This is a genomic window from Paenibacillus konkukensis, assembly GCF_023523925.1.
In the GTDB taxonomy this organism is placed as follows: Bacteria; Bacillota; Bacilli; order Paenibacillales; family NBRC-103111; genus Paenibacillus_S; species Paenibacillus_S doosanensis.
Genome location: NZ_CP027059.1, coordinates 515,481 through 540,696, shown reverse-complemented (window position 1 = coordinate 540,696; position 25,216 = coordinate 515,481). Strand labels below are relative to the sequence as shown.

Below are 25,216 nucleotides of genomic sequence, written 5' to 3'. Positions count from 1 at the left end.
ATCACCACCCTTTTAGACGCACAAGTGAAAAAGGAGGCGAAGCAAGCGATGAGAATGGTAGATCTGATTGAAAAGAAACGTGACGGCGGAGAATTGACGACCGAGGAGATCAACTTCATCATTGAAGGCTACACGAACAATGAAATCCCCGATTATCAAGTCAGCGCTTGGGCGATGGCCGTATTTTTCAAGGATATGACCGAGCGGGAGCGGGCCGATTTGACGATGGCGATGGTGCATTCCGGAGACACGATCGATCTGTCGGCCATCGAAGGCGTGAAGGTGGATAAGCATTCCACCGGCGGGGTAGGCGATACGACGACGCTGGTGCTTGCGCCTCTGGTGGCTGCGCTCGACATCCCGGTCGCCAAGATGTCCGGCCGCGGACTCGGGCATACCGGCGGAACGATCGACAAGCTGGAGGCGATCGAAGGGTTTCACGTCGAGATCAGCAAAGAGCAGTTCGTCGATTTGGTGAACCGCCATAAAATCGCCGTCATCGGCCAATCCGGCAACTTGACGCCGGCCGACAAGAAGCTGTACGCGCTGCGCGACGTGACCGCGACGGTGAACTCGATCCCTCTCATCGCGAGCTCGATCATGAGCAAGAAAATCGCCGCAGGCTCCGACGCGATCGTGCTCGACGTGAAAACGGGCGCAGGCGCCTTCATGAAGACGGCGGAAGACGCCAAAGAGCTGGCGCAAGCGATGGTTCGCATCGGCAACAGCGTCGGACGCAAAACGATGGCGGTCATCTCCGATATGAGCCAGCCGCTCGGCTTTGCGATCGGGAACGCGCTGGAAGTGAAGGAAGCGATCGATACGCTGCGCGGCAAAGGTCCGAAAGATCTGGAAGAGCTCTGTTTGGCGCTGGGGCGTCAGATGGTGTTTCTGGCGAATAAAGCTTCGTCGCTCGAAGAAGCGGAGGAGAAGCTGCGCGAGGTGATCCGCAGCGGCAAGGCGCTGGAGAAGTTCAAAGAATTTGTCGCCAATCAAGGCGGCGATCCGTCTATCGTCGATCATCCCGAGAAGCTGCCTCAGGCGGCTTTTCAAATCGAAGTGCCTGCCCGGGAAGACGGCGTCGTCGCCGAAATCGTCGCGGACGAAATCGGCACGGCGGCTATGTGGCTCGGGGCCGGACGCGCGACGAAGGACTCCGAGATCGATCTGGCCGTAGGCTTGATGCTGAACAAGAAAATCGGCGACCCGGTCAAAACGGGAGAGTCGCTGGTCACGATCCATGCGAACCGGAAAGAGGTGACGGATGTGATCGAGAAAATTTACGCGAACATCCGGATCGCCGATCATGCCGAAGCTCCGGTGCTCGTGCACGGCATTGTAACGGAATGACGCAGCGGATTAAGGATTGACAGCGGGGAATAGAAACAGGCCTTGAGTCCATGCGGACTTGAGGCCTTGTTTGTCTGTGACTGGTCATTTGTCACGATTTCGATTTTGCGGCATATCATGCCTACATAGTAAGCAGACATCGGAACGGAGTGGATCAAGTCATGGCGACATTGTATATGGATTATACGAAGCCCGGTGTGCAGTATTTTTTTGACGTCAATAAAAACCGAATTACCACCCGAAATGCGGACAATTTCATTAACCGGCTGGGCCGGGATAATCTCAACACGCTGGGCAACGTATCTCTGCTCGATATTTATTTAAGCAAAGGGCGCGTCGTCGAGCCGCATTATCACCAGAACGCGGCGGAGCTGGTATATTGCATTGGCGGGGCCGCTACGGTATCGCTGATCAATCCTTTTAACAACCAAATCAGCAACATTCCGATCACTCCGGGGCAGGTGGCCAATGTTCCGCAAGGCTGGTGGCATTGGGAAATCGCTACGGAAGATAAAACCCACTTGCTGGCCATTTTCGATGCGCCGTATCCGGAATATATTTTCGGTTCGGATATTTTGACGAAGACGCCGATCGAAGTTCTTGCCCACACGTATTGTCTGGACCCCGAGTTGTTGAAGAAAACGCTGGAGCCACTTCATAACGAAACGATCGTCATAGGACCTACGGATCAATGCGTCGCCCAAAAGCAAAAATCGTCAAAGCCGCAAGCCGGCACGTCTGCCGCGAACGCGAACAATCAGCCGAATGCCATGAGAAATTACCGGTATCAGCCTCAACCTACATATTATGGCGGCGGCTGGTATCGTTAGGAAGCAACGCGCTATACGCCCAAGCACCGGAAGGTGCAAACGGCATGGGCGGCTATCGCTTACGCGGTAAGATGCAATGCTGGAACAAGCTCCGACTTCGGAGCTTGTTTGTTGTTTAGGAAATGATGCGGAGCAATATCCTGTGGATATCCGGGGTCTCCCCCGAAAGGAATGTCTACCCCTAGAACGATCCCAGAGGAAGGGTTAGACGCCGATCCAGCCTAGGCTGGATGCGGACGGAATTAGCTTCATCATGTCACTTTTGGGGGATTTGTTCTTTACCCTCTCGGCGAACGGGCAAATGCCCCGGCAAGGATTAATTTGACGGGAAGCGGATCGATGTGAACACGGAAGCGGTGGCCGATCACTCCAGATCCGCAAGACGGCGCTATGAGCATGGGCGGTCGATCGGCGGTTTGCGATGGCCGTCAGCAACGATTCCTGGTGCACGGGAGCGGCGGTTTCCCGATTTCCCCGGCCGGAATATGTGCTCCGCGATCTGCATTGGCTGCGCAAAAAAGCCCGTAATGCCTAAGCATGCCTGAAGGGCGGCTTATCATTACGGGCTCTCGCTTCGCTCAGGCAAGCTGATTCGCTTCGCGCAGCCGATCAAAGATGATTTGGTTCACGGCCGACACCCGGTCGCGGTCCTTATACGTTAACCAGGCCAATTCTTCGATTTCCGAAGCCGGCTGCATGCTTCCTTCGAAATCTGCGGTATAGCAGGCCATTGTCACCGTGACGCCTTCCGCTTTTCCGTGGGCCTGGGCCTCGAAGGTTCCGAAGTAGAGAATCGTTTCGGGCTTGATACGGACGGACAGCTCCTCTTCGATTTCTCTGATCAGCGTATCGCGGTCGGCTTCGCCGGGCTCGCGTTTGCCTCCCGGCAAGTAATAGGTGTCCTTGCCTCGGGAACGGGCGCATAGGATTCGGCCGTTCTCGATATGCAGCAATGCGATTTTATCTATGGTAGTCGTCATCGATAAGTACCTCTTCATTTTTTAAAATAAATTATAGCATGGACCGGTTTTTCTTCAAAATAGCGCGCCGCCGTCTTCAGCATAATCCGTTTCCGAACGGAAGCCTTAGGCGGAGTGTGATCCGCAGGTGCAATCGCCGCGTTTACAGCTTCCACTTGCGCATCAGCGGAACGCCGATCCGGTTCAGCAGCCGGTCCAGCGCGATCCAGCCCGCCCTGCGCGACCAAGGCAGGTGGGCGTCGAATACCGCGCTGTATTCGATATCCGCCGCCGCTCCGCGGTTGCGCTTGAATTCCGCGGCGCCGGAGCTTTCGTGCAGCTGCAAGCCGAGCTGCTCGGACAAGCCGATAAGCACGGCAGACAGCATCCGGTACAGGCCGAGCTCCTTCGTCAGCGACGTATCGTAGCCGAAGACGGGCGTCGTCATGACCCCGTCGATGCCGTAGAAGCCGAGTACGGCGTCGAGCCGGCCGGTTTCCTGATGCCGCAGCGCGTGCAGCCGCAGCGTTCCCGACTGAAGCGCCTGGGCGAAGAACGCTTCCGTGAACCACGGATTGCAGCGCGAATGCTTCTCCAGATAAAGCATATCGTACAGCGACTTCAGCCGCGGAATGTCTTCCGCGCTCAGCTCATCGCAGGTCACGACAGCGTAGCCGTTCTTCGCAAGCAGCTGCCGGTCGCGCTTGATCAGCCACCTGGCTTTGGCGTTAGGCGGGCGGAATACATATACCTGACGGCTCGGCACGAAGCGGAACCGCTCCTCGCGCAGGGAGCGAATCCAGCTCTCGTTCAAGCCCGGCGTCAGCGAGCGGAATAGGATCGCGTGCTCGGGGAATGCGGTTCGCAAGAGGCGCAGCCCTTCGGGCAAGAGGGCGGAAGCTTGGGCGGGGTACAGGTTCGTGGACAGCAGCCCGTTATTGACCTGCACCGCCTGGTTCAAGCGCCCGGCCTTCAAGAGGAGGCCGACTCCGCCGAGCAGCAGACTGAGCATCGATTCGAGCGAAGGCCGGTTCAGCTTGTACAGCTCCTCCTTCGCATAGGTGACGTAATGCGTGTAGGGAGAACAGACGTAGCTGTTCTCGTATTGCCCGCTGTTCACCGTCACCGGCAGCAGCATATCGCCCAGACGCAGCACATAGAGGTCCGTCGTCACATTGGCGATGTAGTGCGAAGCGGATCGTTCCAGCCACGGAAGCAGCAGATCCGCTGCCCGGCGTCCTTCTGCCGTAGGTGGGAACGGGATTTGCTGCGCCGAATGCCGGTCGTAAAGCTCGACGTCCGGGGTGTGGCCGGAATGAAGTGGCATAAGCTTAAATTCCTTTCTTTGCTAGATCGGCGTATCAAGCCTATAGTATCATAACAAACCGCAGCCGTCCTGACGCGTTAGGCGCACTTTTGCAGGCACACTGTACCGCTTCGTCCGGGGGCAAACCGGGCAACGGGGCGTCCGTCTCATTTGCATGGAAGGTCTTGACAGACGGATTACCGCTGCGATATATTTTGGTTGACACGAAAGTCAATGAAAGAAAGGTGATGAATCGTTGCCCCGCAATAAAGAGCAGAACGAAGAAATACGCAAGCAGCGAAAAGAGGCGATTATTAGAGGCGCGCTGAAGGTGTATGCGGAGAAGGGCTACGCCGCCGCCGAAATCGGCGAAGTGGCGGAGCAGGCTGGAGTTGCCAGAGGGCTAGTCTATTATTATTTCAAAGATAAGCATTCGCTCTTCAAGGAACTGTTCATGTTTATGTTCGATCAATCGAGAAAGCATGTCCAATCGCATTTTAGCGGAGAAGGACAGATCCTGCGGATGCTCGAGGATTTCGTCCGCTCCATGTACAATAACATGCTCGGGCAGACGGACAGCGTGTTATTTTTTATGAGGATGCGGCATGATCTGCGCGAGCTGTTTACGCCGGAAGAGCTGAAGAACTGGAGCTGGCATCTCGACAATATGACCGTCATTCGCGGCATGGTGAAGAAAGGGATGGAGCAGGGAGAACTGCGGCGCATGTCTCCTCCGCTGCTGGCCACGCAATATTGGGGCGCGATGATGCACGGTATGGTATATTTGCGGCAATCGTTCCTGGAGCTTCAGGAGAAAGGGATGGACCCGGGGCAAATCAGGCAAGAGGTCCGGCAAGACTTGGAGGATGCCGTTGCTTGCTGCATGGCGCTGCTGGCTCCGGCGGCAGCGGACTGCCATCCTCCGAAGGGAGAGGAGAACGTATGATCAAGCTGTTTCCATTTTTGCGGCCGTACCGGCTGGCGATCGGGCTCGTGCTGCTGCTTATATTTCTGCAATCGTTGTCGGAGCTGTATTTGCCGACGCTGATGGCCGACATTGTCAATTATGGGATCGTGAACGGGGATAACGGTTATATATGGCGGATCGGGGGCTTCATGCTGCTGGTCACCGCCGCCAGCGGTGTGTTCTCCGTCATCGCGAGCTATCACTCGTCGCGCATATCCGCAGGCTTCGGCAAGCTGGTGCGGGGCAGGATGTTTTCGCAAGTCGGCGGTTTCTCGTTGCAGGAATTCGACCGGTTCGGAACGGCCTCGCTCATTACGCGCACGACCAACGACATTGCGCAGGTTCAGCAGGTGTTCCTGATGATGATGCGTATGATGGTGTCGGCTCCGATGATGTGTATCGGCGGCACGATCATGGCCTTTTCCAAAGATCCGGTGCTGGCGCTGGTCATCCTCTGTGTGATGCCCGTCTTGGCGCTGACGATCTACTTGATCGCCAGAAAAGGGATTCCGTATTTCAAATCGATGCAGGGCAAGATCGATAAATTGAATTTGGTGCTGCGCGAAAATTTGACCGGAATGCGCGTCGTCCGGGCATTCAACCGCGCCGGGCACGAGAAGAAGCGGTTTGACGAAGCAAGCCGCGATTTGACCGATACGGCTGTTCGGGCGAATAAAATTATGGCCGGGATGATGCCTATGATGATGCTGATCATGAACTTGACGTCGATCACGATCATTTGGTTCGGCGGCTTGCGCATCAGTACGGGACATATGCAGGTCGGCGATCTGATGGCTTTTTTGCAGTACGCCATGCAAATCATGTTCTCTCTCATCATGGTATCGATGATGTTCGTCATGCTGCCCCGCGCTTCGGCAGCGGCGGTGCGGATTAATCAAGTGCTGGACACCGAGCCCGAAATTATCGACCCGCCGGCTGCAGAGCCGGCCGCGGAGAAGAGGGGGGGCTACGTCGTGTTCGACCGCGTCACGTTCAGCTATCCGGGGGCCGAGAAACCGGCCGTATCCGGCATTTCCTTCGAAGCGAAGCCGGGGGAGATTACGGCGATTATCGGCGGCACCGGTTCGGGCAAATCGACGCTGCTTCATCTGCTTGCGCGGTTTTACGACACCGGGAGCGGCAGCGTTAAGGTCGACGGCGTGGATGTGCGCGAGATGACGCAGGAAAGCTTGCGCCGCAAGATCGGCCTCGTCCCGCAGAAGGCGGTGCTGTTCACGGGAACGATTCAAGAGAATATCCGCTACGGCAAAGAGGACGCATCCGACGAAGAAGTGCGCCGCGCCGCCGAGGTCGCTCAGGCCGCTTCGTTCATCGCCGATAAGGAGACCGGCTACGATACGCCCATTTCGCAAGGGGGAACCAATCTCTCCGGCGGTCAGAAGCAGCGTCTGGCGATTGCGCGCGCGCTTGTGCGCAAGCCTGATATCTACGTGTTCGACGACAGCTTCTCGGCGCTCGATTACAAGACGGACGCCAATCTGCGGGCTGCGCTCAAACGGGAAACAGGGCAAGCTTCGGTCATTATCGTTGCGCAGAGAGTCAGCACGGTTATGGACGCGGACCGGATTATCGTGCTGGATGAGGGAGAAATCGCCGGAATCGGCAATCATAAGGAACTGATGGCAACATCCGCCGTGTATCGGGAGATCGTCTCCTCCCAGCTGGCAGAGGAGGAAATCGCATGAGCCAAGCAAATAGAACGCAAGCCGCGGGCGGGCGTCCCGGAATGCGCGGGCCCGGACGCGGACCGATGGGGGGCGGCTTCGGAATGCCGATGGGCATGCCGGGGCAAAAGGCGAAGCATTCCAAGAAGACATTCCTCCGGCTGCTGCATTATATTAAGCCGTTTCGGGTGCAGCTTACAGCCGTCCTGATAACGGCGGTGCTAAGCACGCTGTTCAACATTGTCAGCCCGAAGCTGCTGGGGAATATTACGACGCATCTGTTTGAAGGCGTCATGGCCCAATGGAACGGGGGATCGGAGGCGTCGTTCGACTTCTCCTATATCCTGAACATCGTTACGTTGTTGATAGGATTATATGTTTGCAGCTCTTTATTTGCGTTCATCCAACAATACCTGATGGCGGGAGTGGCGCAAAAAACCGTCTACGGGCTCCGCAAAGACGTCAACGAAAAGCTGTCGCGCCTGCCGCTCAAATATTACGACACGCAAACGCACGGAGAAATATTGAGCCGGACCGTCAACGATATGGATAACATCAGCGGCACGCTGCAGCAAAGCTTGACGCAGGTGATGACATCGGCGATCACGATCATCGGGATTATCGTCATGATGCTCACGATCAGCCCGCTGCTCACCCTGATTCTGCTCCTGACGCTGCCTTTAAGCTTTTTGGTGATCAAAGCGGTCGCCTCCCGGTCGCAGGCCCATTTTGCAGGACAGCAGAAGTCGCTGGGCGAATTGAACGGCCATGTGGAGGAAATGTATACCGGACATACGATCGTCAAGGCGTTCGGGCACGAGAAGAAATCCGAACAAACCTTCGCCGCCATTAACGAAAGGCTGTACGAGGCGGGCTGGCGGGCGCAGTTCATCAGCGGTATTATGATGCCTCTGATGGCGGTCGTCAACAATATCGGCTATGTGCTGATCTGTGTCGTCGGAGGGCTGATGGTTACCCGAAGCATGATCAATATCGGGGATATTCAAGCGTTCATCCAATATGCGCGGCAGTTCTCGATGCCGCTCGTGCAGACGGCGAACATCGCCAACATCATCCAATCCACGCTGGCCTCCGCGGAGCGGGTATTCGAAATTCTCGATGAACGGGAAGAGGAGCCCGATACGGAAGCTGCGGAAGCCTGTAGCGAGCACCGGGGCCATGTAAGGTTCGAGCATGTCAGCTTCGGCTATACGGAAGATACGCCGATTATTCAAGACATGAATATCGACGTCAAAGCGGGCCAGACCGTCGCGATCGTCGGGCCGACCGGTGCCGGCAAAACGACGCTGATCAATCTGCTGATGCGCTTCTATGAGATTAACGGCGGCGAGATCACCATCGACGGCTTGAATATTACGCAGATGAAACGGGAAGGGCTGCGCCGGTTGTTCGGCATGGTGCTGCAGGATACGTGGCTGTTTAACGGCACGATTCGCGACAATATCGCCTACGGCCGGGCGGGAGCGACGGAAGCGGAGATCGTCGAAGCGGCGCAGGCGGCACATGCCGACCATTTCATCCGCACGCTGCCGGACGGATACGATACGGTGCTCAACGAGGAAGCGACCAATATCTCGCAAGGCCAAAAGCAGCTGCTGACGATTGCGCGCGCGATTTTGGCGGACCCGGCCATTCTGATTCTCGACGAAGCGACGAGCAGCGTCGATACGCGGACGGAGGCGCACATTCAGCAGGCGATGCGTAAGCTGATGCAGGGTAGAACGAATTTCGTCATCGCCCACCGGTTGTCGACGATCCGCGACGCCGATCTGATTCTGGTCATGAACCGCGGCAGCGTCATTGAGCAGGGTAGGCATGAGGAACTGCTGGCACGCGGCGGGTTTTACGCCGAATTGTATAACAGCCAGTTTTCGGGGGGCGCCGCCGCCTCGTAATACCGTCTGCAGCCCGGCCTGCCAGGGAAAGAGCAAGAAGCGGGCGGGCAAGAAGACGATCCAAACTCGCAGAGGAGCCGTGATTTCATGCTGGAGCTGACGATCGACGAGCCGGAACGGCTGATCAGAGTGGCTCATGCGCTGTCTTCGGAAGTTCGCGTAAATATATTGAAGCTGCTTCATCATCAGAACGAAAATATCGTGGATATTGCCGAAAAGCTCCGTTTGCCGGTTTCCACGGTCGCCTCGAACGTCAAGGTTATGGAAGAGGCGGGGATTATTATGACGGAGATTCGGCGGGCTTCGCGGGGAACGATGAAGGTATGCGCCCGCACGTTCGACGATATTCATATGAATCTGAGCGCAAGCGCCGGTTATAACAACCCCAACTGCTTCCAAATCGATATGCCGGTCGGATTTTTCACGGATTGCGACATTCATCCGACATGCGGGATGATCAACAATAACGGCGTCTGCAAGCCGGACGACGAGCCTTCCGCGTTTTTTCACCCGAACCGGATGTCCGCCCAGATGATCTGGTTCCGCAAAGGTTTCGTCGAATATCGCTTTCCGACGCTGACGGTACCGAATGCCGTCATCCACTCGTTGCAATTTTCCATGGAGCTATGCTCGGAGGCGCCGAAGTACGACCATATCTGGCCTTCGGATATTACCGTCTGGATTAACGAGCGGCTGATCGGCACGTGGACGTGTCCCGGAGATTTCGGAGACCGCAGAGGAAGACTGAACCCGCATTGGTTTCCCGATTATCACACTCAGTACGGATTGCTGAAAACATGGAAGGTCGACGCTTCGGGCAGTTATCTGGACGATGTGAAAATATCGGACGTCGCCTTGAACGACCTTCAGTTGGACCGGCATCCATCGATCCGCTTTCGCGTCGGCAATCTGCCGAATGCGGAGCATATCGGGGGAATCAATCTGTTTGGCAAAGGCTTTGGCGATCACGATCAAGATATTGTGATGAGAATGATTTATGCTTAAGCCGGCAGGCAAGCCCATGATCCGCCCGGCGCGGATCGCGGGCTTATTTTTTTGACCGGATCGGAATAGAGGACGCGGCATCAAGCGGAACAGAAAGGAATGGGGAAATCACGGAGGAACTGAAAAAGCTGGACAAGTCGCCAATTCATTACTGATATTTTGTAATAAACCGAAAATCGGTAAAAAACCATTGACACATTGAAACACCTTGGATAATGTTGTAAGTAACGATTGCCGGAAGCGCTAACATGAGCGTTCATGACACTGCGTCGGCCGGATCAATCCCCGTTATTACATAATGAAGAAAGCAGGTGCGGCAAATGACATTTATGGAAACGGCAGAGCCTGTCCAATCGCAAGCGGCGAGACCGGAATACCCGAGACCGGATTGGCAGCGTCACGATTGGCTTAATTTGAACGGCAGCTGGGAGTTCATGTTCGACGGCAAGGACGAGGGGTTAACGGAGGAATGGTATTTGGCCGGCGGACCGGCTTTTGACAGACAGATTCAAGTTCCTTTTTCCTGGGTTAGCCCACTGTCGGGCATCGGCGAGGATGTGAAAGGAACAGCCTGGTACGCCAAACGAGTGAACTGGAGCCCTAGCCATAAGGAGCATCGCGTATTTCTCCGGTTCGGCGCGGTCGATTACCGCTGCCGGCTGTGGGTGAATCAGTTCGAAATCGGCGAGCATGAAGGCGGTTACGGCAGTTTTGAGTTCGATATTACGGAAGCATGGAAGCAGGGGGAGGACAACCGGATCGTCCTGCGCGTGCAGGATGACGACGAGGCGTATCAAACCCGCGGCAAACAAGGCTACGGCGAGCTGCGCGGCATTTGGCAGACGGTATGGCTGGAGGCGCGTCCGCAGCAGTATATAGCTTCCGCCCGGTTCGTGACGAAGATCGACGGGACCGTCGAGGTGGAAGGGATGATCGAGGCGCGCCGTAGCGGGGAGGCGGAGCTGCGCTGTCGTTTCGATAACGGAGCGGTCGAGCATCGGATGACGCTGGAGCTGGCTGAAGGCGGCAATGCGTTTCGGACTTTGTTTCAAGTTGAGGCGGCGAAGCTATGGACCCCGGAAACGCCTTATTTGTATGAAGGCACGCTGGAGCTGGGCGACCCGTCCGCAGAGAGCGGATGCGACCGGGTGGCGACGTACTTCGGCATCCGCGAAATCGGCAGCGCGAAGTTCGGCGGGCGCGGTCATCGCTGGATCACCTTGAACGGCAAGCCTGTATTTCTAAGCGGAACGCTGGATCAATCGTTCATTCCGGACGGATATTTCACGTTCCCAAGCGAAGATTATATCCGCGACGAAATTTGGCGGTTGAAGCGCCTGGGTCTTAACTTCGTGCGCATTCATATTAAGCCGGAGGAGCCGGTCAAGCTGTATTGGGCCGACAAGCTGGGCATGCTGGTCATGGAAGATATGCCGTGCTTCTGGGGCGAACCGGACGAGCGAGCGAGAACGGCTTACGAACGGGAAGCGAGGGAAATCATCGAGCGCGATTTCAACCATCCGTCGATCATATCCTGGGTCGTGTTCAACGAAACATGGGGGCTGTTTACGACAACCGAGGCGGGTGAGCGCCGCTATCTTCCGGAAACGCAGGAATGGGTCCGCTCCGTTTATCGTTGGGCGAAGAGCGAAGATCCGACGCGGCTGGTTGAGGACAATTCCCCCTGCAATTACGACCATGTGGAATCGGATTTAAACACGTGGCATTTTTATATCAACGGTTATCAAGCGGTGCGCGACCATATCCAGGAGGTCGTCGACAAGACGTATCCGGGCTCTCCGTTCAACTATACTGAGGGCAACGTGCAGAGCGACGCTCCGCTGATGAACAGCGAATGCGGCGCCGTGTGGGGCATCGAGGGCAGCGCCGGGGACAGCGACCTGGCCTGGCATTACCGGTACATGATCAACGAATTCCGCCGTCACGACGCTATGTGCGGATTTATTTTCACCGAATTTCATGACGTGATCAACGAATTTAACGGGTATTACCGGATGGATCGTCAGGAAAAAGACTTCGGCTACGGCTCGTTCTGCCCGGGGATGAGCCTGCGCGACCTGCATTCGCCCGACTTTATCGTTATCGATGCGCCTCCGTGCCGGACTGTGGGCCCGGGGCAAGCCGTGGAAGTGCCGCTGCTGGCGTCAAGCTACTCGGATCACTATCACGGGCAGGCCGTGCAGCTGAAGTGGGAGCTGTATTACGACAGTCTCGAGGGAAGAGCGTCCGCAGGGGCAGGAGAGCTGGCCGTCGGATGGGGCGGCTACGGCGTGCGGCAATTGGCGGCGCTGCGCCTGACTATGCCGCAGGTAGACGCGGCGGCCGTGCTCGCTGTCACGCTGCAATCGGCGGAGGGGACGATCATCACGCGCAACTTTATTACTTTCGACGTCCAAAGCGGGCAAACCGGCGGCGTGTATGCCCTCGAAGGAGAGTGGCTGAGCGTTCGTCCGGCTGCGTACTCGGCCTCTCAATGGGAGTATGAATGGCAGGCATTAGCGGGTCATAAGCTGAACGGCGGCGGGGCGGGCTTCGTGCAATATGAGATCGCTTTGCCGGCGCATGCGAACTATATGACGGTAAGCGAAATCGAAGTGCTGTTCGAGGCGGGAGCCAAGACGGTGCTCGGCAAAGACAAAGAAATGACGACCGTCAAACCGAATGATATTTCGTATATGCACGGCGCCAAGGCGGACCCGGGCATGAATATTAACTCCTACTTTATGACCGATGAGCGGAGCCATTCGTCCTTGATCGATGTGCAGGTGGACGGGGAGTCCGTATGCACGCTGCATTTGCCGGACGATCCCGCCGACAGCCGGGGCGTCTTAACGTGGCATTATCAATCGGACGACCGCAAGCTGGATGAGGCGGGTTCGTATGGCTACTTACAGCGCGTGCGAATCCCGAGCAGACTGGCAGCGAGCATCCTCGCCAAGGGCGGATTCACCTTGCGGCTTAGCGCGGAGAGCGCAGCGCCGGGCGGCGAAGCGGGCGGGCTCGCTCTGTACGGCCGCAACGCGGGGCGGTACCCGATCGATTTGCTCGTGTGCTGGAAGTAATCGCGGCGGGCGCCGTTATCGTCAGACATTTTCCGAAGGGGGGAGTCAGTCCTCCCCCTCTGAATGACCGTTCATTTTTTTGCAACATGCAAGCAGTCTCTTAAAGGGGCTGCTTGTTTGTTTTTTGCGGTATGGTATTCATTTCGAGGCCGGCCGCAATTGATCTGAATTTGCTTTGAAGCTAAACAGCGATCGGAAGATGATTTTGCATGTGCAGTAGGCGACCGTTCGTAAAATCCGCTGTAAAGGCGAGCGCTAACGCAGCACACTCGCAACGGACACAGCGGCCGTTATATCAACCCTATCGACCATTTTGAATTTCTAACGGACGCAGATGCAGCTATTTATTGGCAAAGCCGCCTTAGAAAACAATTCGGAGCTATGTAAGCGCCATGACGACCGTTACGTTTACAAATGTCTGTTTGCGACGACTTTAGCTCCCGGGTGTCCGTTAAACTTAGAAGCGGTTCGATGCTTGATTCCGGGGGCTGTATCTCCTGCCGCTCTCCTCCAGGCCGCTCGAGCGCGCGTACCCGTTCCTGAGAAGGAAGCGGGGGGAAATCCGTATACCAAGGCGACCGCTTACACTGTTCCAATTCTCTACCCGCTGCTCTCCGGTCACTTTCCCCCTAGTAATTACAAGGTTGAAAAGATTTGCGCGAAACGATTATTATTATAGGAATGAAACCATACATAAAAGGGAGAGAAATAATGATGATTCATTTGGGGAATTTCGAAGTCGCTTCGGGCGAGCTCGTCGTCGCCGATCCATGCTACGAGGCCGACACGAATACGATTATTATGGGCGTGCTGGACCATGTACAGAACGGCACCTGGTCGGCTTACGTGGACAAGACGGAGGTGAGAGACTGGGGCGAAGCCTGCTCGCGTCTCATCGCCTGCCACAGCTCTTGCGAAGACAACAAAGAAGAGCTGTTTTGGGTGAAAACGCAGTTTATCGTCGGCGTTGACAGCGGCCAAGCCGGTATTTTCGACAGCGCCAAATACCGCATTCCCGATGCCGGGGCGAAGCCGGGGCAGCAGCAGGAGATGGACAGCGACTGGTATCTCGCCTGCTGCGACATTACCGAGAGCGGCCATGAAGCCGGGGTGGTGGACGGAGGCGTCGTCTCTAGCACCGGGATCGGGGACGGAGCCTACGGGGCATACACCGCGTCGAACGAACAAGGGCAAATCGTCGGGGTGAAGATCGTTTTTATTAAAGGGAATGACTGGTAAAATGGCGGAATGGGCATCTTAGTCAGTAAAGATCATTTCACAATGAACGAGGAGAACATATGGTTCGCAGGATGAGCATCTGTTTGCTGTTGGCCGTCGCTGTGCTGACCGCCTGCTCGGCAAGCGGAGGGAAGCCGCAATACGAGGTGATCTACACCATGGATGCGCCACCTCCTACGGCCGGAACCGGGTCTGCGGAGGAAACGCCGCAGCCGCCTGATGGCGAGAAGAAGAGCTATACGATCGGCATGGTGCCCAAAGCGATGGAAAATCCTTACTTCAACGTAGCCAACGACGGAGCGCAGGAGGCGGCGGCCGATTTGGGCGTCAAAGTTCTGTTTCGCGGGCCGCAGACGGCCGACTCCGACCAGCAGGCGAAAGCCATCGAAAGTCTGCTCGCAAGCGGCGTCGATCTGCTGGCCGTATCGGCGAACGACCCGGAACGGCTCGCTCCCGTATTGAGACAGGCGAAGGAGAAGGGTGTGAAAGTTATCACATGGGATTCGGACACGTTCCCGGAATCGCGAGCGTTCTTTGTCAACATGGTCGATCCCGAGACGCTGGGCAGGCATCTGATGGACACGATGGCCGCCCATATACCGGATCACGGCGAATTTGCGGTGTTGACCGGGTCGCTCTCCGCCGCAAGTTTGAACGAATTTATTCAATGGATTCGCACGCAGCAGGAGCAGTTTTATCCGAATATGAAGCTGGTTGAAGTCGCGCCGACCGACGATCTGCCCCAGAAGGCGTATGAAGCGGCCAGCCGGCTGCTGAAGGACCATCCCCGCCTGGCTGGCATTATCGGCAACTCCGCAATAGCGACGCCGGCGGCGGCCCAAGCGATAAAAGAAGCCGGCCAAGCGGGCGTCGTCAAGGTCGTCGGGTTGTCGACGCCGGTGCTTATCGGCTCGTATCTGAAAGACGGCTCCGCGCAAATGGCGACGCTGTGGAGTCCCAAACGGCTAGGCTACTTGACCGTCGCTTTGGCGAAGCAGTATTTGGACGGAGAGCTGCCTTACAACGGTGAAGCGGTGAACAATGTCGGCCATATCAGGGTGAACGGAGATAAGGTGATTATGGGAGAACCGCTCGATTTTACGAAGCAGAACGCAGGTCAATATGATTTCTGAGCGCGAGCGGCAGGGTCGTCCGGAAGATCGGAAGCCGCCGCAGAAGAGCCGGAGATTCCGGGATTTCCGGCTGAGCACGAAGCTGATTATCGCCTACCTCTGCCTTACGGTCGTTCCGATGTCTCTACTCGGCTTCCTCTCCTATCAGCAGTACACCCGTTCCATCGAGGAGCAGAACGGCGAATATTTGCCGAAGCTGCTTCAGCACGCGACCGCCAATCTCGACAATTATGTCAATGAATTATCGCATTTGCCGGAACAGCTCGCCAGCTCCGACACGGTGATGTCCATTTTGCGGCGCGAGTCGTATCAGAGTCAAGCTGATTTGAACAGGGACCGTTTTACGGTCAACAGCTATTTGGCCCGCACGTATTTGGAAGGGGGCAACTCCGACGTGCTGGGCGTTTTCATCTTGTCCAAAAACCGATTGTTCGAAAGCGCCAGACTGTCATATACCGGATTCGATTGGGAGCATTCGCAAATTCCTTACGGGCAGGATCTGGAGCTTCGAGGACAGGCCAAAATTGTCCTTCCGTGGGAAGTCGGGCTTTCCTTCGAAGACAAGGAGCCGTATTTGCTTATCTTGAAGCAGCTATACGACACGGACAATCAAAAAATTCTCGGCACGATGTTCGTCGCCGTCCGGCTGTCGTTCATGGACCGGATTTTGCAGCATTTCGGGACGGGCGGCGGCGAATTCATCCGGCTGCAGACGTCCGCGGGGCAAATTATATACGATGCCGACCGCACGAAGATCGGATCGACGGACGCTGAGGTCGTACAGTACCCGGTGCATAACGGCAGCTTCATCCGCCGCGCGGGGGAGGCGATTCGCTCATTAGCGTTAGCACGTCGGCTTCCTATGCCTGGCTGCTCAGCTACGACGTACCGCTGCGTGAGCTGACGGAGAGAACGGACCTGATCAGGAACGTGACGATTTCCTTATTCATCGGCTTTGCAGCCGTGACGAGCGTACTCTCGATTGTGTTCGCCATGAATGTGACCCGCCCGTTAAAGCGGCTCAGCGGCTTCATGCGCGAAGCCGAGCTGGGACGGTTCCGCCAGGCGGACGAGCAGGCGCTGGGCGGCGCCGAGGTCGGGATGCTGGCGCGCAGCTTCAATTCCATGGTCGGCACGATCGACGAGCTGATCGACCGCAACGTCAAAATCGAAACGAACCAGAAGGAAGCCGAGCTGTACGCGCTGCAGTCGCAGATTAATCCGCATTTTATATACAATACGCTGGAGTCCATCGGCATGGCGGTCGAGGAAGGGCTGCACGATTCGGCGGTAGATATGGTTACGATGCTCGGCCGGATGCTGCGGTTCTCGGTCGGAAACCAGTCGAAGTTCGTTACGGTGGCCGAAGAGCTTCGTCACGTTCGCGACTACTTGACCATTCAGCAATTCCGCTTCGAAGATCGGCTTCATTACACGCTGGAGGACGGCTTGGAAGAACAGCAAAAAAACCGGCTGTATACGCCCAAATTCATTTTGCAGCCGATTGTCGAAAATGCGATCAAGCACGGACTTGAAGCGCGCGGACGGCTCGAGGTGCATATTCGGATTCGGATGATTGCCGCCGCCGATAGCGGAGAGGAGCTGGCCTTCGAGGTATCCGACAACGGGCCGGGCATTGCCGCGGACCAGCTTGCGGAGCTGGAACGGCAGCTCGGCGGCGATGCGCTCAAAAAGGCGGATTCCGGATTCGGGCTGACGAACGTGCAGGCCCGTATCCGGCTATTGCTGGGCCCGCAGTACGGGCTGCACATACGCAGCGCGCCGGGAGAAGGCACGTTCGTCATGTTTCGGATTCCGGTGCTGAACGAACCGCAACAACTTGAACATCGCAGCAGTGGGGAGAAGGATAACGATGAGCATCATTAGAGTATTGATCGTCGACGATGAGCCGCGAATCCGCCGGGGAGTCGAACGGCTGGTTCGCTCCTGCGGTCCGGAATGGGAGATCGCGGCCGCGCTGGCCGACGGCATCGAGGCTTTGGAATATATGTCCGGCCATCCGGGCGAGGTGGACCTGCTCATCACGGATATTAAAATGCCGGAGATGGACGGGCTCACCCTGATCAAGGAGGCGAGGAGCCGCTATGCGATCAGCGCGCTGCTTCTGACCGGCTACGACGACTTTGAATACGTGCAGACCGCGCTTAGGGAAGGCGCCGTAGACTATCTGCTGAAGCCGATCGACCGCGAGCTGTTCCGCGCCCGCTTGGACGAGGTGAAGGAGAAGGTGGAACGGGAGAGGATGAGCCGTCTGCAGTGGAAGGAGTTGTCCAGACAGGCGGGCAAGCTGAAGCAGACCCGGCAAAAGCAGGTGCTAAGCTACATTACTTCGGCGCAAATCGGCAGCGATTTATCTCATCTCGGCTTCTGGGTCGACGAGTTTCCTCGCGGTTTGTATTTGCTGCTCTATATCAGCCTGGACGCGATGCCGGTGAAGACGAGATCGTATACGGAAAAGGACTGGCAGGCTTATTATTATGCGCTGGGGAATATGATCGACGAGATCGTATCGGGGAAGGATTGGTGCGATTCCGAAGTCTGCGAAGGCTGGTCGTGGCGCGGCAGCGGCGCCGAGTTCTGGTCGCTGCTGTACCGTCCGGCGGCGGCCGGTCCCGACGCGCTCGATTCGGCGGCGGAAGCCGTCTCGGAGTCGATCCGCAAAGCGATCCAAACGTATACGCCTTTCACGGTTTCGATCGCCCACGGCGATTGGCTGGAAGATTTGTATTTGCTCCCCGGAGCGAAGCAGGAGGCGCAATCGCTCATTCATTACCGGCTGCTTCACGGAGGGAATCAGCGCTTTACGCCGCAGACGGCGGGCGAGCGGGGAGCGCATGAGAATAAGCGCGATAATGAAATCGCCGGGCTCGAGCACAAGTTAAAGCAAGCGATCGGCCAAGGCAGGAAGGAAGAGGCGCAGGAGCTGTGCAAGGCGCTCTTCGGCGCGATAGAGCGGATGCAGCTTCCGGACGCGATTCAGCGCGCTGTGCAGAGCGCCGTCGTTCTGATTCACTCCGTCGGCCTGGAGAGCTGCGGTATGCCCTGCTTCCCGGTCGAAGAAGCTCTGAATGCCGTGAAGCGCGTCGTTACGATGCAGGACATGAGACGGGAGCTGGAGCGGCTCGTCGTGGCGTCGGCCGGACAGATCGAATCGGTGCGCGAGCGCGACAGCTCGCATCCGGTTGAGCAGGCCAAAGCATGGATCGAAGAGCATCTCGGAGGGGATATTACCATCAGGCGGATTGCCGATCATGTGTTTATGAATCCGAATTATTTTTGCCAATATTTCAAGCTGCAAACCGGAGAGACGATTCTCGATTACGTGACGCGCAGGCGGATGGAACAGGCCGCCGCGCTTCTGCGCGATCCGGGGGCGAAGCTGCAGGACATTAGCGTGAGCGTAGGGTACCAGAATCCCAAATATTTCAGCAGGCTGTTCAAGCAGTGGAGCGGGCAGTCTCCCTCCAAATACAGAGAGGCGCTTCTTGCCGAAAGAAAGTGATGTTCTGAATAACGTGTACCTATCCTGAACTTTGTGATCTATGCCGCGGCGGCGCTTTTTCCTATAGTAGAGATATCAACGAAAGCTTAAGGAAAAAGTCATCATCGCAAAGGAGGATCACTATGAGTTTCCGAGTAGGAAGCAAAAAAACGACCGGAATGAAGGCCACGGCGTCGGTGGCCATGTCGAACTACATTGAAGCCGGTTCCATTGTCGCCGGCGCAGGCGGGCTGTCCTTATGGACGGAATATTTGCACTTGAACGATTTTTCCGTCGGGCTGCTCGGCGCTGTAAGCGCAAACGCGCTCGGCGCGGCCATCGGCGCGCTGATCGGCGGCCACTTGTGCGACAAATACGGCCGCAAATTCATCTATACGTACGATTTGATCATCTATATGATCGGGATGCTGCTCATCATGTGTTCGGTGAATTTCCCGATGCTGCTCATCGGCTATATTGTTGTCGGACTGGCCGTAGGCGCGGGCGTTCCCGCTTCCTGGACCTACATCGCCGAAGAAGCGCCGGCGGAGCAGCGCGCCAAGCATACGGGAATGGCTCAGCTAGCCTGGTCCATGGGTCCTGTCATCGCGCTGCTGCTCTCCGTCGCACTTGCGCCGCTGGGGCTTCTCGGCAGCCGGATTATTTTTGCTCATCTGTTCGTGATTGCGTTTATTACCTGGTACATCCGGCAGGGCTTGTCGGAATCGAAAGTTTGGAAGGAAGAGAAGGCAAGCGAGCAGGAGCGTTCGACGCAGAACAGGGCAACCCGTCAGTCGCTGTCCGAATTTTTCAAGCATAAAGCGAACCGCAAGTCGCTGCTCGTGCTGCTCGGCATTTATATGTTCTGGAACTTGACCGCAGGCGCGATGGGCTTCTTCATGCCGTACATTTACGAAACGGTCGGCGGCATCTCCGCGAATCATGCGAACCTGCTGCAATCGGTGCTGTGGATCTTTACCGTGCTGGCCAGCTATTTCATCTTCATGAGGCTCGGCGATAAGAAAAACCGCCGTATGCTGTTTGCGGTTTCCGCCGTAATGGGCATAGCCGCCTGGCTGCTGCTTACTTTCATGAACATGAGCATACCTGTGTTGCTGGTCTTCGTCCTCTTGTGGGGCGTAGCGGCAGGCTTCGGCGCTCAAGCGTTCTACGGATTGTGGGCCGGCGAGCTGTTTCCGACGCGTTACCGGGCAAGAGCGCAGGGCATTATGTTTTTCTTTGCCCGGCTCGCGGTCGCGGTTTGGAGCCTGATTATGCCGACGCTGATTACGAAACTCGGATTTGCTGCGGCAGGCATGATCATGATCGCGTTCCTTGTCGTATCGGCCGTGATCGGCATCGTCTTCGCTCCGAATACGCAGGGCAAGACGCTGGCGCAGATCGAGCGAGAACGGTACGGGGAAAAAACGGAGGAACGTTCCGACACCCGTGTGAGCGGCAGAACGGTACACAATTAAGTCGATATGAAGGCATGACAAACGAAAAACGGCTGGATGGCGATAGCTTCGCCGCCCGGCCGGTTTTTTGCGCTGCCTTGAATGAAGCGCAGTCGCGGCTCGCCTGGTCCTTGGACCCTTACGAACAGGCGGCTCAACCGAAGGGAATATCCGTACGGAACACTTTGGAAGACAGCACGTCCAGCGCACGGTCGATTTCCTGCCAATCTTCTTCAGAAGCATGCTCCAGCCGCTGCAGAAAGCGGGCTTCAATACGCCGGAACGCTTCGCTCATCATAGCCTCGCCCGGTTCGGCAAGACGAACGAGCTGCTTGCGCCGGTCCTCGCCGTCGGCGATTTTCTCGCATAGGCGCTTTTCGCATAATTTCCGCAGCTCGCGGCTTGTATTGGGCGTGCTACGATTTAGTTATCAAAAGATAACTAAAGAGGTGGTTTTATGAACACACTGGTCATTTATACGCATCCGAATCATCAAAGCTTAAGCTATGCTTTTTTCCAAAAGGTTCTTGAAGGCAGCGCTGACAATCCCCGTATTGATGAGGTTCGGACGCTCGATTTGTCGAAGAGAAATTCGATCCGGTCCTAGTGTTTCATGAGCAAAAGCGAAGGAGGGATATGCACGCCGATCCCGATCTTGCCAAGTACCGGGAACAAATCGTATGGGCCGATAAAATCGTATTCGTCTACCCGATCTGGTGGGGGCGCCCGCCGGCGATGCTAATGGGATACATCGACAAAATGTTTGCATCCGGCTTTGCCTACCGCGAGAAGGGAGGGCTGCTGCCCGAGGGATTGCTGAAGGGGAAATCCGTCGTCTGCATCTCCTTAATGAAAGGCCCGGCGCATTATCCGCTGTTCTGGCTGAACAACGCTCATAAAGCGCTGATGAAAAAGGCTCTATTTCATTATGTGGGCATACGGAACGTCACTTTTTTTGAATTCGGAGGTATGGAGAGCAAGAGCGGGAGGCAGAAGGAGAAGCTGGACAAAATTTACCGTTATTTTCAAACGGTAGGCCGTTAGCAGGATGGAAGCGCCGCCGCGAGCTAGAGCCGTAGTCGAAGGGAAGGGGCGGATTATTAGCTGCTTTCCGGTTATTTACAACCGAAATGGAGGATAATGTATACAGACGAATTAAGAACATACCAAAAGGCGAGATCAACTATGAACAACACAAGCAGCTTGCGGCTGAAGCAATCGATTCGCAGCGCGTTCGGTAACACCTCCGATTTTGTCTATACGGAAGCGTTCATCTGCGGAGCGAAAGCAGAGGTTTGTTATTTAGAGACGCTGGTCGATTACGACGACACGATGAACCTCATCCATGCTCAGATGCCCCGGCAGCCGGATGGCGGCGCGGACCCGATGCAAGACCTTGCTTCGTCCTATCTGACCCGAGTCTGCGGTTCGCCAGAGGAAGCGGTTCAATCGATCCGCGACGGCCTGCTGGTATTGCTTCCGGAAGACGGTACCGGCTGCCTGATCGTAAGTCCGGTTCCCATCGAGAACAGCCGCAGCATTACGGAAGCTCAGACCGAGAACCCGATACAGAGCTCCCTTGATTCCTTCAACGAAGATTTGACGACCAACCTGAGCCTGATCCGCAAAAAGGTGAACACCGAGGATCTGGTGATCCGCACGTACCGCCTCGGTTCAGACGTTCGCCGCGATGCGGCGCTAATCTATGTCGAGGGGCAGGCCGACCCGAAGGCGGTTGAGCTTGCCCGCCAATGCTTGGATGAGGGCCAATCCGCAGATGTATACGATATTCAAGGATTGCTCGGCGTGTTGAAGCAGCCGCGGTTTTGCCCGTTTCCGACCTATGTGTCCTCAGAGCTGCCTTCGACGGCCATGCATCATTTAATGGAAGGCCGCATCGTCATTATGATGGATCAATTTCCGTTCTCGCTCTCGTTTCCTTCCATCGTGTCGGATTTCTGGAACGTGAAGACCGATAAGAACCAGCCGCGGTTATTCACGTATTTGTACCGGATGATTCGCATCGTCAGCCTGATCGTTGCCGTCTCTATGCCCGGTCTGTACGTCGTGCTCAACTCCGTCAACCCCGAGCTGCTGCGCATTCAGCTGGCCGTATCGATCACCAATTCCAGAGAAGGGGTTCCTTACCCCGTGCTGATCGAATTGATCCTGATGCTGCTGGTTATCGAAATGGTCATTGAAGCAAGCATACGGCTGCCGAAAAGCATCGGTCCGACCATCACCATGATCGGCGGCATTATTCTCGGACAAGCGGTCGTGCAGGCGCGGCTCGTCAGCTACTTTCTGATTATTGTCGTAGCCGCTTCGACCATCGCCCATTTTACTCTCGGCACCTATATGAACACCGTGTCCATTCGCATTTACAAATACGTCGTCATCGTGTTCAGCGCTTTATACGGGATATTGGGGCTGATGACGTCCATTGTGCTGCTCTGTTTTTACATGGGAACGATGACGACATTTGAAGTACCCTATTTAAGTCTGTCGGTAAAAAGAGGTAAATCCGAATGAGCAAACGGCTGCTGCTGACGCTGTTTTTTATCGTCCACATTTCCTTGTTCTACTACGTCTATCCGGTAAAAATCATCGAGACGGCGTCCAAAGGGCATTGGGAGCCGATCCTCACGGGATTTCTTGCGGAGCTGGCGTTCATGTGGATGTATTTGAAGGGGCTGTCCCGATTTCCGGACAAAGATGTGATCGGCGTGTACCGACAGAAGTCGGGCAAATGGCTGTCGGCCGTGCTGCTCGTCCCGCTCGCCATCTTCCTGTTTCTGGACCTCAACCTAATCCACCGCTATGAGTATGAGTCGGTTAACGTGCTGCTGCTGCCCAAGACGCCGACGCTGTTTATTTTGCTGCTGTATTCGATCCCCTGCTACATCGCCTGGAAGGGCATTGAAGCTATAGCAAGAGGGGGCGTCGCTTTGTTCATCTGCGTGGCGCCGCTGATCTTGTTCTCACTCGTTAGCGGCGTAAAGAATATGGATATCCATAACATCTTCCCGCTGTTCGACGCGCAGCTGAGTTACTTGAAGAGACCCGCATTCTATGCGAGCTTATTTCCTCATGCGGGGTTCCTGTTTCTCGGCTTGATGCCGAAGAAGAGCAAGCCGGCTCCGCTTCAGCTTTCTTACTTGTTAGCGGTATTGTTTATTTTCGGATTGGCTTCGGTTTATTTGCCGATGCTTATTTTCGGGCCGGAAGCGATTCTGTCTTTCCGCTATCCCAATGTGCTGACGCTGGACACGGTCGATAACGAGTGGGTCGTCTTCGATTGGCTGCCGACTTTTTTTGTCATCTCGATGATCGGCGTGTCGATGGTAGAATCCGCAGTCTCGTTGTGGGTGATCACGACGCTGATTCAAAGGCTGCTGCTGCCGGTAGGCAGAGGCTGGATCGTCATTGCCTTGGGACTGCTTTCTTACGGATTCAGCGCTTTCATTCCGAATATGGACTCGCTGGAGCAGCTGGTGACGATGAACTCGGTCTTTTGCGTCTACAGCATCTGCGTTGTCCCGGTTACCGTATGGCTCATGAGTTTGCACGATAGGAGGAATCCGGCTTGATCCCCCGTTCATTGCTTTGCGCGGCGCTGCTATGGTTCGGTATGGCGGGAGTGCTTACCGGCTGTTGGGACACGAAGGATATCAATAAAAGACTGATGCCCGTCGTGATGGGGATATGCAAAAACCCGGATCAAACGTACCGGATCATTCTGCAAATCCCGAGCCCCGAGAAGAAAGGGTCGCAATATTTGGAGAGCAGCTCGGCCACGATCAATAAAGCGATAGACCATATTCGTTCCAAAGCGGAGAAAAGCATCGATCTGCTGCATATCCGGCTGTTTTTGATTTGTGAAAAAACGGCCAAGAGCAATATCAACGATATTATCGATTACGCCGTGCAGGCTAACGATATTTCGATCAAAGGGCTGCTCGGCATCGTCCGAGGCAACTTCGAGCAGCTGATGTATCATCATGTGCAGGCGAATCCGGAGCTTTCGTCCTATGATTTTTTCAGCGAGCAGGCCGGATGGACGCCGAATAATACGATTTTTCGCTTGTGGGAAGCCTACCGCGACATGAAATCGTACACGCAGGATATGGCGATTCCCATATTGAGCAAAGGAACGGACACCCTCTACAAGTTCGAAGGCTCCGCCATTTTGCGCAAGGATAAGATTGTCGGCGAAATTTCTTCCGATGAAACGATGATCTACAATATATTCCAAGAAAAATATACGGGAGGCACGATCGAGGTTTCGGATCAAGCCAGCGTCCTTATCAAAAAAGCGACGATCCGCAACCAAATCGCATGGGCCGCTTCAGGCCCGCAAATGAACAGCCATATTCGTCTGAACGTAGTCATCTCCGAGAATAAGCAGCATGAAGCCGAGGCGGATATTTCCCAAAAGCTTAAAGATCTGGTAGAAATGCGCGGGAGAAAATTAATTGGCAAATTGCAGGAAGAGAAGGCGGATTCGCTCGGCGTCGGCAAATATTTCCGGAGCCGCATGACGGAGGAGCAGCTGAAGGACTGGAAGCTGGTGTGGTTCCCGCAGTTGAAGCACGAAATTACCGCCGATGTGAAAATTTTGAACAGCATTTATTTAAAAACGCCCGGGAAAATGAAAAACGCTCCGCAGCGGCCGGATGAACAAAATCGTTGACATGTCCGCAGTAATTCGCCATGTTTTTAGTTAGTATGTATAATGGTTCATGAATAACTAATCATGGATTTTTATAAGGTGGCTGTTTGGT

19 protein-coding genes and 1 pseudogene are annotated in these 25,216 nt (G+C 55.6%); 17 read left to right on the top strand and 3 right to left on the bottom strand.

Annotated elements, in window-relative coordinates; all coding sequences use genetic code 11:
• The first annotated feature begins 48 nt into the window (after positions 1-48).
• Both SK3146_RS02260 and SK3146_RS02255 read left to right on the top strand, forming a co-directional pair.
• Positions 49-1,350, top strand: coding sequence for a pyrimidine-nucleoside phosphorylase (locus tag SK3146_RS02260; RefSeq protein WP_249863533.1), 1,302 nt, complete (start codon positions 49-51; stop codon positions 1,348-1,350).
• A gap of 161 nt (positions 1,351-1,511) precedes the next feature.
• On the top strand, positions 1,512-2,180 hold the full coding sequence (locus SK3146_RS02255) for a cupin domain-containing protein (protein ID WP_249863532.1): 669 nt from the start codon (positions 1,512-1,514) through the stop codon (positions 2,178-2,180).
• Between the two features lie 578 nt (positions 2,181-2,758).
• Here SK3146_RS02255 and SK3146_RS02250 read toward each other — a convergent pair.
• Positions 2,759-3,160 (bottom strand): NUDIX hydrolase, encoded by a 402-nt coding sequence (locus SK3146_RS02250; protein ID WP_249863531.1) that lies wholly within the window; start codon positions 3,158-3,160, stop codon positions 2,759-2,761.
• 142 nt (positions 3,161-3,302) lie between these two features.
• The gene (locus SK3146_RS02245) at positions 3,303-4,466 is read right to left on the bottom strand and encodes a GNAT family N-acetyltransferase (RefSeq protein WP_249863530.1); all 1,164 of its coding nucleotides are present in this window, start codon (positions 4,464-4,466) and stop codon (positions 3,303-3,305) included.
• Positions 4,467-4,701: 235 nt separating this feature from the next.
• Here SK3146_RS02245 and SK3146_RS02240 point away from each other — a divergent pair, with 235 nt between their 5' ends.
• From SK3146_RS02240 to SK3146_RS02190, 11 genes are all read left to right on the top strand, one after another.
• Positions 4,702-5,391, top strand: a complete 690-nt coding sequence (locus SK3146_RS02240; RefSeq protein ID WP_249863529.1) for a TetR/AcrR family transcriptional regulator — start codon at positions 4,702-4,704, stop codon at positions 5,389-5,391.
• Complete coding sequence (locus tag SK3146_RS02235) at positions 5,388-7,118, top strand: ABC transporter ATP-binding protein (RefSeq protein ID WP_249863528.1); 1,731 nt, start codon at positions 5,388-5,390, stop codon at positions 7,116-7,118. The genes SK3146_RS02240 and SK3146_RS02235 overlap by 4 nt, the downstream gene beginning before the upstream one ends.
• Complete coding sequence (locus tag SK3146_RS02230; protein ID WP_283942804.1) at positions 7,115-9,013, top strand: ABC transporter ATP-binding protein; 1,899 nt, start codon at positions 7,115-7,117, stop codon at positions 9,011-9,013. The genes SK3146_RS02235 and SK3146_RS02230 overlap by 4 nt, the downstream gene beginning before the upstream one ends.
• A gap of 87 nt (positions 9,014-9,100) precedes the next feature.
• Positions 9,101-10,018 (top strand): ArsR/SmtB family transcription factor, encoded by a 918-nt coding sequence (locus SK3146_RS02225; RefSeq protein WP_249863527.1) that lies wholly within the window; start codon positions 9,101-9,103, stop codon positions 10,016-10,018.
• Between the two features lie 320 nt (positions 10,019-10,338).
• A complete protein-coding gene (locus SK3146_RS02220) occupies positions 10,339-13,101 on the top strand; it encodes a glycoside hydrolase family 2 protein (protein ID WP_249863526.1) in 2,763 nt (920 codons plus the stop codon).
• 711 nt (positions 13,102-13,812) lie between these two features.
• The gene (locus SK3146_RS02215) at positions 13,813-14,340 is read left to right on the top strand and encodes a DUF4241 domain-containing protein (protein WP_249863525.1); all 528 of its coding nucleotides are present in this window, start codon (positions 13,813-13,815) and stop codon (positions 14,338-14,340) included.
• Between the two features lie 59 nt (positions 14,341-14,399).
• On the top strand, positions 14,400-15,473 hold the full coding sequence (locus tag SK3146_RS02210; RefSeq protein ID WP_249863524.1) for an autoinducer 2 ABC transporter substrate-binding protein: 1,074 nt from the start codon (positions 14,400-14,402) through the stop codon (positions 15,471-15,473).
• Positions 15,463-16,377 (top strand): cache domain-containing protein, encoded by a 915-nt coding sequence (locus tag SK3146_RS02205; RefSeq protein ID WP_249863523.1) that lies wholly within the window; start codon positions 15,463-15,465, stop codon positions 16,375-16,377. Before SK3146_RS02210 ends, SK3146_RS02205 begins: the two co-directional genes overlap by 11 nt.
• A 26-nt stretch (positions 16,378-16,403) precedes the next feature.
• Positions 16,404-17,360, top strand: a complete 957-nt coding sequence (locus tag SK3146_RS02200; protein ID WP_249863522.1) for a sensor histidine kinase — start codon at positions 16,404-16,406, stop codon at positions 17,358-17,360.
• Positions 17,347-18,996, top strand: coding sequence for a response regulator transcription factor (locus SK3146_RS02195; RefSeq protein ID WP_249863521.1), 1,650 nt, complete (start codon positions 17,347-17,349; stop codon positions 18,994-18,996). The genes SK3146_RS02200 and SK3146_RS02195 overlap by 14 nt, the downstream gene beginning before the upstream one ends.
• Before the next feature lie 122 nt (positions 18,997-19,118).
• Positions 19,119-20,453, top strand: a complete 1,335-nt coding sequence (locus tag SK3146_RS02190) for an MFS transporter (RefSeq protein WP_249863520.1) — start codon at positions 19,119-19,121, stop codon at positions 20,451-20,453.
• Between the two features lie 133 nt (positions 20,454-20,586).
• Here the strand turns inward: SK3146_RS02190 and SK3146_RS02185 are convergent, their stop codons facing one another.
• Positions 20,587-20,730 (bottom strand): hypothetical protein, encoded by a 144-nt coding sequence (locus tag SK3146_RS02185; protein ID WP_249863519.1) that lies wholly within the window; start codon positions 20,728-20,730, stop codon positions 20,587-20,589.
• Between the two features lie 159 nt (positions 20,731-20,889).
• Here SK3146_RS02185 and SK3146_RS02180 point away from each other — a divergent pair.
• The 4 genes and pseudogenes from SK3146_RS02180 to SK3146_RS02165 all read left to right on the top strand — a co-directional run bounded on the left by SK3146_RS02180 (position 20,890) and on the right by SK3146_RS02165 (position 25,125).
• Positions 20,890-21,476: pseudogene (locus SK3146_RS02180) on the top strand (NAD(P)H-dependent oxidoreductase).
• Positions 21,477-21,617: 141 nt separating this feature from the next.
• Positions 21,618-22,964 carry a spore germination protein gene (locus SK3146_RS02175; RefSeq protein WP_249863518.1) on the top strand — a complete coding sequence of 449 codons (1,347 nt, stop codon included), beginning with the start codon at positions 21,618-21,620 and terminating at the stop codon, positions 22,962-22,964.
• Positions 22,961-24,022, top strand: coding sequence for a GerAB/ArcD/ProY family transporter (locus SK3146_RS02170; protein WP_249863517.1), 1,062 nt, complete (start codon positions 22,961-22,963; stop codon positions 24,020-24,022). Before SK3146_RS02175 ends, SK3146_RS02170 begins: the two co-directional genes overlap by 4 nt.
• The gene (locus SK3146_RS02165; protein ID WP_249863516.1) at positions 24,019-25,125 is read left to right on the top strand and encodes a Ger(x)C family spore germination protein; all 1,107 of its coding nucleotides are present in this window, start codon (positions 24,019-24,021) and stop codon (positions 25,123-25,125) included. Before SK3146_RS02170 ends, SK3146_RS02165 begins: the two co-directional genes overlap by 4 nt.
• Positions 25,126-25,216 lie beyond the last annotated feature (91 nt).